Source organism: Streptomyces sp. NPDC002790, from assembly GCF_040295505.1.
GTDB lineage: Bacteria > Actinomycetota > Actinomycetes > Streptomycetales > Streptomycetaceae > Streptomyces.
Genome location: NZ_JBEOVM010000188.1, coordinates 1 through 7,118, shown reverse-complemented (window position 1 = coordinate 7,118; position 7,118 = coordinate 1). Strand labels below are relative to the sequence as shown.

The following is a 7,118-nucleotide window of genomic DNA, read 5'->3' as shown; positions in this document are numbered from 1 at the left end:
GCAGGGGCTTGAAAGATGCAGCTCAATCGCCGCAGGGGCTTGATGGGCCGAGCCAGATCAAGCCCCGCCGGCGATTGAGGCGCGGGGTCCGGGGCGGAGCCCCGAGGCCTAAGCACGGGAGTGGTGGGTCTCCGTCAGAGCGCGGAGCGATTTGGCGTCGCGGATGGCGGAGGACTTGGCCATGCCGGGCTGGATGCCCATCGCGGCCATGCTGGTGCCGTCCGCGAGGTCGAGGAAGACCCAGGGGTCACCGGGCCGCAGGTTGACCTTGACGATCTCCGCCCAGGAGAGGCGGCGGCTGCGCGCCACGTTGACCACCGTGACGCCCTCGGCGTCGGCGTCGATCCTGGGCCGCGCGAGCAGCCACAGCACGCCCCAGAACAGCGCACCGGTGAAGACGAAGCTGCCCTTCTCCCCCGGGCTCAGGCCACCGAGCAGCAGCGCGACGATCGTGATCACCACGAAGGACGCGGCGCCGAGCGTGTGCAGCACGGCGCGGGTGCGGCCGGGACGGAAGGTGACGGGCAGGCTGGGCTGGTCGGGCATGGCGGACGTCCTCAGAGGCGGCAGGCGTGGATGGCCGTGGTGAGGATGGCCCGCGCGCCGAGGGCGTACAGGTCGTCCATGATCCGCTGCGCGCCCTTCGACGGGACCATGGCGCGCACCGCGACCCAGCCCTCGTTGTGGAGAGGGGAGACGGTCGGGGACTCCAGGCCGGGGGTGAGGGCGACCGCCTTCTCCAGGTGCTCGGCGCGGCAGTCGTAGTCCATCATCACGTACGTCCGGGCGACGAGGACGCCCTGGAGGCGGCGCAGGAACTGGTCGACCTTCGAGTCGGCCGACTCGTCCGCGGACGCGCCCTTGTGGCGGATCACGCAGGCCTCGGAGCGCATGATCGGCTCGCCGAAGACCTCGAGGCCGGCGTTGCGCAGCGAGGTCCCCGTCTCGACGACGTCGGCGATCGCGTCGGCGACGCCGAGCTCGATGGCGGTCTCGACGGCGCCGTCGAGGTGCACGACGTTGGCCTCCACGCCGCGCTCGGCGAGGTACTTGGCGACGATGCCCTCGTACGACGTGGCGATCGTCCGGCCCGCGAGGTCCGCGAGGTCCTTGACGGCGCCGGGCCGCGAGGCGAAGCGGAACGTGGAGCGGGCGAAGCCGAGCGGCAGGATCGTCTCGGCCTCGGCGCCGGAGTCGATCAGCAGGTCCTCGCCGGTGATGCCGATGTCGAGCTTGCCCGAGGACACGTAGATCGCGATGTCCTTGGGGCGCAGGTAGAAGAACTCGACCTCGTTGTCCGGGTCGACCGTGACGAGTTCCTTGGACTCCTTGCGCTGCCGGTATCCGGCCTCATGCAGCATGTCCGACGCAGGCCCTGAGAGTGAACCCTTGTTGGGGACGGCGATGCGCAGCATGAGGTCGGATTCCTTTGCGTAAGGGGTGAGTTGCGGATGGGGAGGCGGGTACGCGGGCCTAGAGGTGCGCGTACACGTCGTCGAGGGAGATGCCGCGCGCGACCATCATCACTTGGACGTGGTAGAGGAGCTGCGAGATCTCCTCGGCTGCGGCGTCGTCGCTCTCGTACTCGGCGGCCATCCAGACTTCGGCGGCCTCCTCGACGACCTTCTTGCCGATGGCATGGACGCCCTTGCCGACCAGTTCAGCGGTGCGGGAAGTGGCGGGGTCGCCGGTGGCTGCCTTGTGCTGGAGCTCGGTGAAGAGCTCCTCGAACGTCTTATTGGACATGGTGGCGTCTACTTTACGCGTCCCGATCCGCCCGTCAGCGCCAGGGCTCGGCGATCGTACGCAGCGTGGTCGCGGTGGCGACGGCGGCGGTGACCGCCTCGTGCCCCTTGTCCTCGCTGGAGCCCTCGATGCCGGCGCGGTCGAGCGCCTGCTCCTCGGTGTCGCAGGTCAGGACGCCGAAGCCGACGGGGACGCCGGTGTCGATGGTGACCTGCGTGAGCCCGTTGGTCACGCCCTGGCAGACGTACTCGAAGTGCGGGGTGCCGCCGCGGATGACGACGCCGAGCGCGACGATCGCGTCGTAGCCGCGGCCCGCGAGGACCTTGGCGACGACCGGCAGCTCGAAGCTGCCGGGGACGCGCAGGACGGTGGGCTCGCTGATGCCCAGCTCGTTCAGGGCGCGCAGGGCGCCGTCCACGAGTCCGGTCATGACCTGCTCGTGCCACTGGGCCGCGATGACGGCCACGCGCAGGTCGCCGCAGTTCTTCACGCTCAGTTCGGGTGCACCCTTGCCGCTCACGCGCTTCTCCTCGTACGTATGTAACTGAAAACAGATGGCTTACTGGTTGTTGCAGGCGGACGTCCGCGGGGCGTCCAGCCAGGGCAGGTCGTGGCCCATGCGGTCCCGCTTGGTGCGCAGGTAGCGCAGGTTGTGCTCGCCCGCCGTGACAGGCATCGGCTCCCGCTCGGCGACCTTGAGGCCGTGGCGGGTGAGGGCCTCGGTCTTGTCGGGGTTGTTGGTCATCAGGCGCAGGCTGCGCACCCCGAGGTCGCCGAGGATCTGGGCGCCCGCCGCGTAGTCGCGGGCGTCGGCGGGCAGGCCGAGTTCCAGGTTGGCGTCGAGGGTGTCGCGGCCCTGCTCCTGGAGCTCGTACGCGCGCAGCTTGGAGACGAGGCCGATGCCGCGGCCCTCGTGTCCGCGGAGGTAGACGACGACGCCGCGGCCCTCCTCGACGATGCGGCGCATGGATTCCTCCAGCTGGGGGCCGCAGTCGCAGCGCAGCGAGTGGAACACGTCGCCGGTCAGGCACTCGGAGTGGATCCGGGCGAGGACCTCCTCGCCGTCGCCGAGCTCGCCGTGCACGAGGGCGACGTGCTCGACGCCGTCGACCGTGGAGCGGTAGCCGTAGGCCGTGAAATCGCCGAAGGCGGTGGGGAGTTGGACGGTCGCCTCGCGCTTGACCGTGGGCTCGGAGGTGCGGCGGTAGTCGATCAGGTCCTTGATGGAGATGATCGTCAGGCCGTGCCTGCGGGCGAACGGGACCAGCTCGGGCAGGCGCAGCATCACGCCGTTCTCACCCGCGATCTCGACGATGGCGCCGGCGGGGCGCAGGCCCGCGAGCCGGGCGAGGTCGACGGCGGCCTCGGTGTGACCGTCACGGACCAGGACGCCGCCCTCTTTGGCGCGCAGCGGGAAGATGTGGCCTGGGCGGACGAAGTCGCCGGGCTCGCTGTTGCCCGAGGAGAGGAGGCGGAGGGTGGCCGCGCGGTCGGCCGCCGAGATGCCGGTGGTCACGCCGTGCGCGCCGGAGGCGTCGACGGAGACGGTGAACGCGGTCTGCATCGACTCCGTGTTGTTGCCGACCATCTGCGGCAGTTCGAGCCGGTCGAGCTCGGCGCCCTCCATGGGGGCGCAGATCAGGCCGCGGCACTCGCTCATCATGAAGGCGACGATCTCGGGCGTGATCTTCTCGGCGGCGACGACGAGGTCGCCCTCGTTCTCCCGGTCCTCGTCGTCGACGACCACGACGGGGCGTCCTGCGGCGATGTCGCGGATGGCCATCTCGACCGGGTCGAGGCTCAGGTCCTCGGCCTCGTACAGGTTCGGTGCCGTGCTCATGCGCGAGCTCCTTCCAGCGCGGTGGCGGGGGCGGCGGCGCGGGAGCGCAGCCACCAGTCGCGCATGCCCCACAGGACGAGCGCGCCGTAGATGACGTAGACGAAGCCGGAGAAGGCGAAGCCGTTGGCGAAGTTCAGGGGGACGCCGACGAGGTCGACGAGCAGCCAGGCGAACCAGAACTCGACCATGCCGCGGGCCTGGGCGTACATGGCGACGACGGTGCCGACGAAGATGTACGCGTCGGGCCAGGGGTCCCAGGACAGCGAGGGGATCGCGGTGAACAGGCCGCCCACGGCGAGCGTGCCGACGGCCGCGGCGCCCACAAGGTAGCCGCGCTCGCGCCAGGTGGCGAAGCGGACGGCGATGGAGCCGTCCTGCGCCTGGCCCTTGCCCCGGTTCCACTGCCACCAGCCGTACAGGGCCACGACGATGACGACGAGCTGCTTGCCCGCGCTGCCCGAGAGGTGGGCAGTGGCGAAGGCAGTGAGGAGGATCGCGCCGGATATCAGCTGGGCGGGCCAGGTCCATATGGAGCGGCGCCAGCCGAGTGCGAGGGCGATGAGGCCGATCGTGTTGCCGATCATGTCGGACCAGAGGATGTGCTGGCCGAAGATCGTGAACGCCTCGGTGTTGAGCCAGCTCACTTGTCCGCCTCCCGCGTACCGAGCATCCGCTCCACGTACTTCGCGATGACGTCGACCTCGAGGTTGACGGGGTCGCCGGCCTGCTTCGGGCCGAGCGTGGTCAGGGCGAGCGTGGTCGGGATGAGGCTGATGGTGAAGTGGTCGGCGCCCGCGTCGACGACCGTCAGGCTCACGCCGTCGACCGTGATCGAGCCCTTCTCGACGACGTACTTGGACAGCTCGGCGGGCAGCGAGATCTTGACGATCTCCCAGTGCTCGGAGGGGGTGCGCTCCACGATGGTGCCCACCCCGTCGACGTGGCCCTGCACGACATGCCCGCCGAAGCGGCCGTCGGCGATCATCGGCCGTTCGAGGTTGACGCGGGAGCCGGGGGCGAGCGCGCCGAGGCTGGAGCGCTTGAGGGTCTCGGCCATGACGTCGGCGGTGAACTCGGCGCCCTCGTGCTCGACGACGGTCAGGCACACGCCGTTGACCGCGATGGAGTCGCCGTGTTTCGCGCCTTCGGTGACGACGGGGCCGCGGACGCGGAAGCGACACGCGTCGACCGGGCTGCCGAGCGTCTCGACGGCGGTGATCTCGCCCAGCTCTTCGACGATTCCGGTGAACACTTCCGGGTCCTCCCTTTACGGGCCTGGACTCCGGGGCACTGTCGTTCGACGACGACAGAGCGTACGGACTGCGACACCTGTGGCGACGCCGCGTTCGACACCGGTCCCCTTGCGGGACCGCTGAAACAGCCGGCGACGCGCACTCACGTGCCCGCCCGCCGCGCACTGCCTCCCATCCGGACTTTAACCGTCGGTCCAGGAATTTCACCTGGTCAACCGGCCACAAGATCGTGACCGGGTCGCGGACTGTAACCGCCGGTTCGGACTTTCACCGACCCCGGAGTGCGCTGCTTCTGGTACACGGCCAGTCTGCCACGTCTCCCCTACCTGCACGCATGCGAACGCTGTGGGCTGACTCACAGGCCGCTGCGCTGTTTTTCGTCCGTCCGCGGGAATACGCCGCTGTTCTGGCAGTCTGAACGCGTGACCAGCACGCAACCGACCGAACACGCAGCCCGTGCCACCGAGTTCGAGACCCACAGGGCCCGGATGTTCGGCCTCGCCTACCGGATGCTCGGCTCCGCCGAGGAGGCCAAGGATGCGGTGCAGGACGCGTATCTGCGGTTCGGCGCCACTGAGCCGGGGTCCGTCGAGCACGTCGGCGCCTGGCTCGCCAAGGTGGTCACGAACCTGTGCCTGAACCGCCTCTCGTCGGCCCGCGTCCAGCGGGAGCGATACGCGGGCCCCTGGCTGCCCGAGCCCGTCCTCACCTCGGACGGCGCCCTCGGCCCGCTGGAGTCGGCCGAGCAGCTCGACTCGGTGTCGTGCGCGCTGCTCGTCCTCCTGGAGCGGCTCACGCCGACGGAGCGGGCGGTGTACGTGCTGCGGGAGGCCTTCGCGTACGGGTACCGGGAGATCGCCGGTGTGCTCGATCTCGGCGAGGCCAACTGCCGGCAGCTGTACCGGCGTGCGACGGCGCGGATCGCGGAGCCCGCGGCGCGGTTCGAGCCGTCCGAGCGGGTGCGGCGGGAGCTGGTGGAGACGTTCGTGGGGGCGGCCCGCGAGGGCGATCTGGCGGCCCTGGAGAAGATTCTCGCCACGGATGTGCGGTGGTGGGGCGACGGCGGCGGCAAGGTCACCGCGGCCCGTAAGGCCGTCGTGGGCCGCGAGAAGGTGCTGCGGTTCCTGGACGGCATCGCCGAGCGGTACCTGGTGGGCGTGGAGCTGCTCGTCGCCGAGATCAACGGGGAGCCGGGGATCATCGCGCGGCAGCCCGGCGGGAGCCTGTTCGCGGTCGTCTGCTTCGAGGTGCGGGAAGGGCGCGTTTCGGTCGGGCGCGCGATCCTGAATCCGGACAAGCTGGGGTTCGTGTCCCGTCAGCTCGGTGGGGCGGCGTAGGACTGTCACAAAGGCGCGACGCCGCCGGTTCTCAGCTGACGACGGGCGTTCCGCAGGGGGGACGGCCGGGTACGAAGGAGCTGAGCAGGCTATGACCACGATCCTGGTGACCGGCGGAACCGGAACTCTCGGCCGGCTCGTCACCGAGCGGTTGCGCGGGGCGGGGCACGAGGTGCGGGTGCTGAGCAGGCACAGCGAGCCGTACGCCGTGGACCTGCGTGAGGGCGGGCCCGCGCTCGACCGGGCCGTGACCGGCGTGGACGTGATCGTGCACTGTGCGTCGACGCAGACCGGTGGGGACGAGAAGGCTGCCGCCCATTTGGTGGCGGCTGCGCGCCGGGCGGAGGTCCCGCACCTCGTCTACATCTCGATCGTCGGGGTGGACGAGGTTCCGTTCCCCTACTACAAGGCGAAGCTCGCGGTGGAGCGGCTGGTCGAGGAGTCAGGGCTCGGGTGGACGGTGTTGCGGGCGACGCAGTTCCACGATCTGGTGGCGGCGGCAGTGCGGGTCGCGGCGAAGTTGCCGGTCGTGTTTCTGCCGGCGGGGGTCGCCGACCAGCCGATCGAGGTGGCCGAAGTGGCAGACCGGCTGGCCGAGTTGGCGGTTCTGCCTCCGGCGGGGCGGGTGGCGGACATGGGTGGGCCGGAGGTTCTCACGTTCGCGGAGTTGGCCCGTACGTATCTCGGGGCGGTGGGGAAGCGGCGGCCGGTGGTGTCGGTGCGGTTGGCCGGGGCGGCGTATCGGGCGTTTCGGGGTGGTGGGCATCTGGCGCCGGAGCGGCGGGTCGGCAAGGTGACCTTCGCGGAGTACCTGTCCCGCCCCTGACCGCCCCTACGCCTCGGGGCTCCGCCCCGGCCCCCGCGCCTCAATCGCCGGCGGGGCTTGAAAGACCGGGGCCCCGCCCCGGACCCGGCGCCTCAAACGCCGGCGAGGCTCAAAAG

Annotated in this window: 9 protein-coding genes and 1 riboswitch; of the genes, 2 read left to right on the top strand and 7 right to left on the bottom strand. The window is 70.5% G+C overall.

Annotation, left to right across the window (positions count from 1 at the left end; translation table 11 throughout):
• Positions 1-108: 108 nt before the first annotated feature.
• Genes ABT004_RS35470 through ABT004_RS35440 form a run of 7 tightly spaced genes read right to left on the bottom strand, consistent with a single transcriptional unit; the run spans position 109 to position 4,838 of the window.
• Entirely contained in the window at positions 109-546 is a 438-nt protein-coding gene (locus ABT004_RS35470; RefSeq protein ID WP_351345663.1) for a PH domain-containing protein, read from the bottom strand.
• An 11-nt stretch (positions 547-557) separates the two neighbouring features.
• Entirely contained in the window at positions 558-1,415 is an 858-nt protein-coding gene (gene hisG / locus ABT004_RS35465; protein ID WP_351345660.1) for an ATP phosphoribosyltransferase, read from the bottom strand.
• A gap of 58 nt (positions 1,416-1,473) precedes the next feature.
• Entirely contained in the window at positions 1,474-1,746 is a 273-nt protein-coding gene (locus ABT004_RS35460; RefSeq protein ID WP_351345657.1) for a phosphoribosyl-ATP diphosphatase, read from the bottom strand.
• Positions 1,747-1,780: 34 nt separating this feature from the next.
• Positions 1,781-2,266 (bottom strand): 6,7-dimethyl-8-ribityllumazine synthase, encoded by a 486-nt coding sequence (ribH, locus tag ABT004_RS35455; protein WP_351345654.1) that lies wholly within the window; start codon positions 2,264-2,266, stop codon positions 1,781-1,783.
• A 39-nt stretch (positions 2,267-2,305) separates the two neighbouring features.
• Positions 2,306-3,586 carry a bifunctional 3,4-dihydroxy-2-butanone-4-phosphate synthase/GTP cyclohydrolase II gene (locus ABT004_RS35450; protein ID WP_351345651.1) on the bottom strand — a complete coding sequence of 427 codons (1,281 nt, stop codon included), beginning with the start codon at positions 3,584-3,586 and terminating at the stop codon, positions 2,306-2,308.
• Entirely contained in the window at positions 3,583-4,230 is a 648-nt protein-coding gene (locus ABT004_RS35445) for a nicotinamide mononucleotide transporter family protein (protein ID WP_351345648.1), read from the bottom strand. The genes ABT004_RS35450 and ABT004_RS35445 overlap by 4 nt, the downstream gene beginning before the upstream one ends.
• A complete protein-coding gene (locus ABT004_RS35440) occupies positions 4,227-4,838 on the bottom strand; it encodes a riboflavin synthase (protein ID WP_351345645.1) in 612 nt (203 codons plus the stop codon). The genes ABT004_RS35445 and ABT004_RS35440 overlap by 4 nt, the downstream gene beginning before the upstream one ends.
• A gap of 158 nt (positions 4,839-4,996) precedes the next feature.
• Positions 4,997-5,128, bottom strand: a riboswitch (FMN riboswitch).
• 133 nt (positions 5,129-5,261) lie between these two features.
• Between ABT004_RS35440 and ABT004_RS35435 the strand changes: the two genes are divergently transcribed.
• Positions 5,262-6,176, top strand: coding sequence for an RNA polymerase sigma-70 factor (locus tag ABT004_RS35435; protein ID WP_351345642.1), 915 nt, complete (start codon positions 5,262-5,264; stop codon positions 6,174-6,176).
• 91 nt (positions 6,177-6,267) lie between these two features.
• Positions 6,268-7,002 carry an SDR family oxidoreductase gene (locus ABT004_RS35430; RefSeq protein ID WP_351345640.1) on the top strand — a complete coding sequence of 245 codons (735 nt, stop codon included), beginning with the start codon at positions 6,268-6,270 and terminating at the stop codon, positions 7,000-7,002.
• The last annotated feature ends 116 nt before the right edge of the window (positions 7,003-7,118 follow it).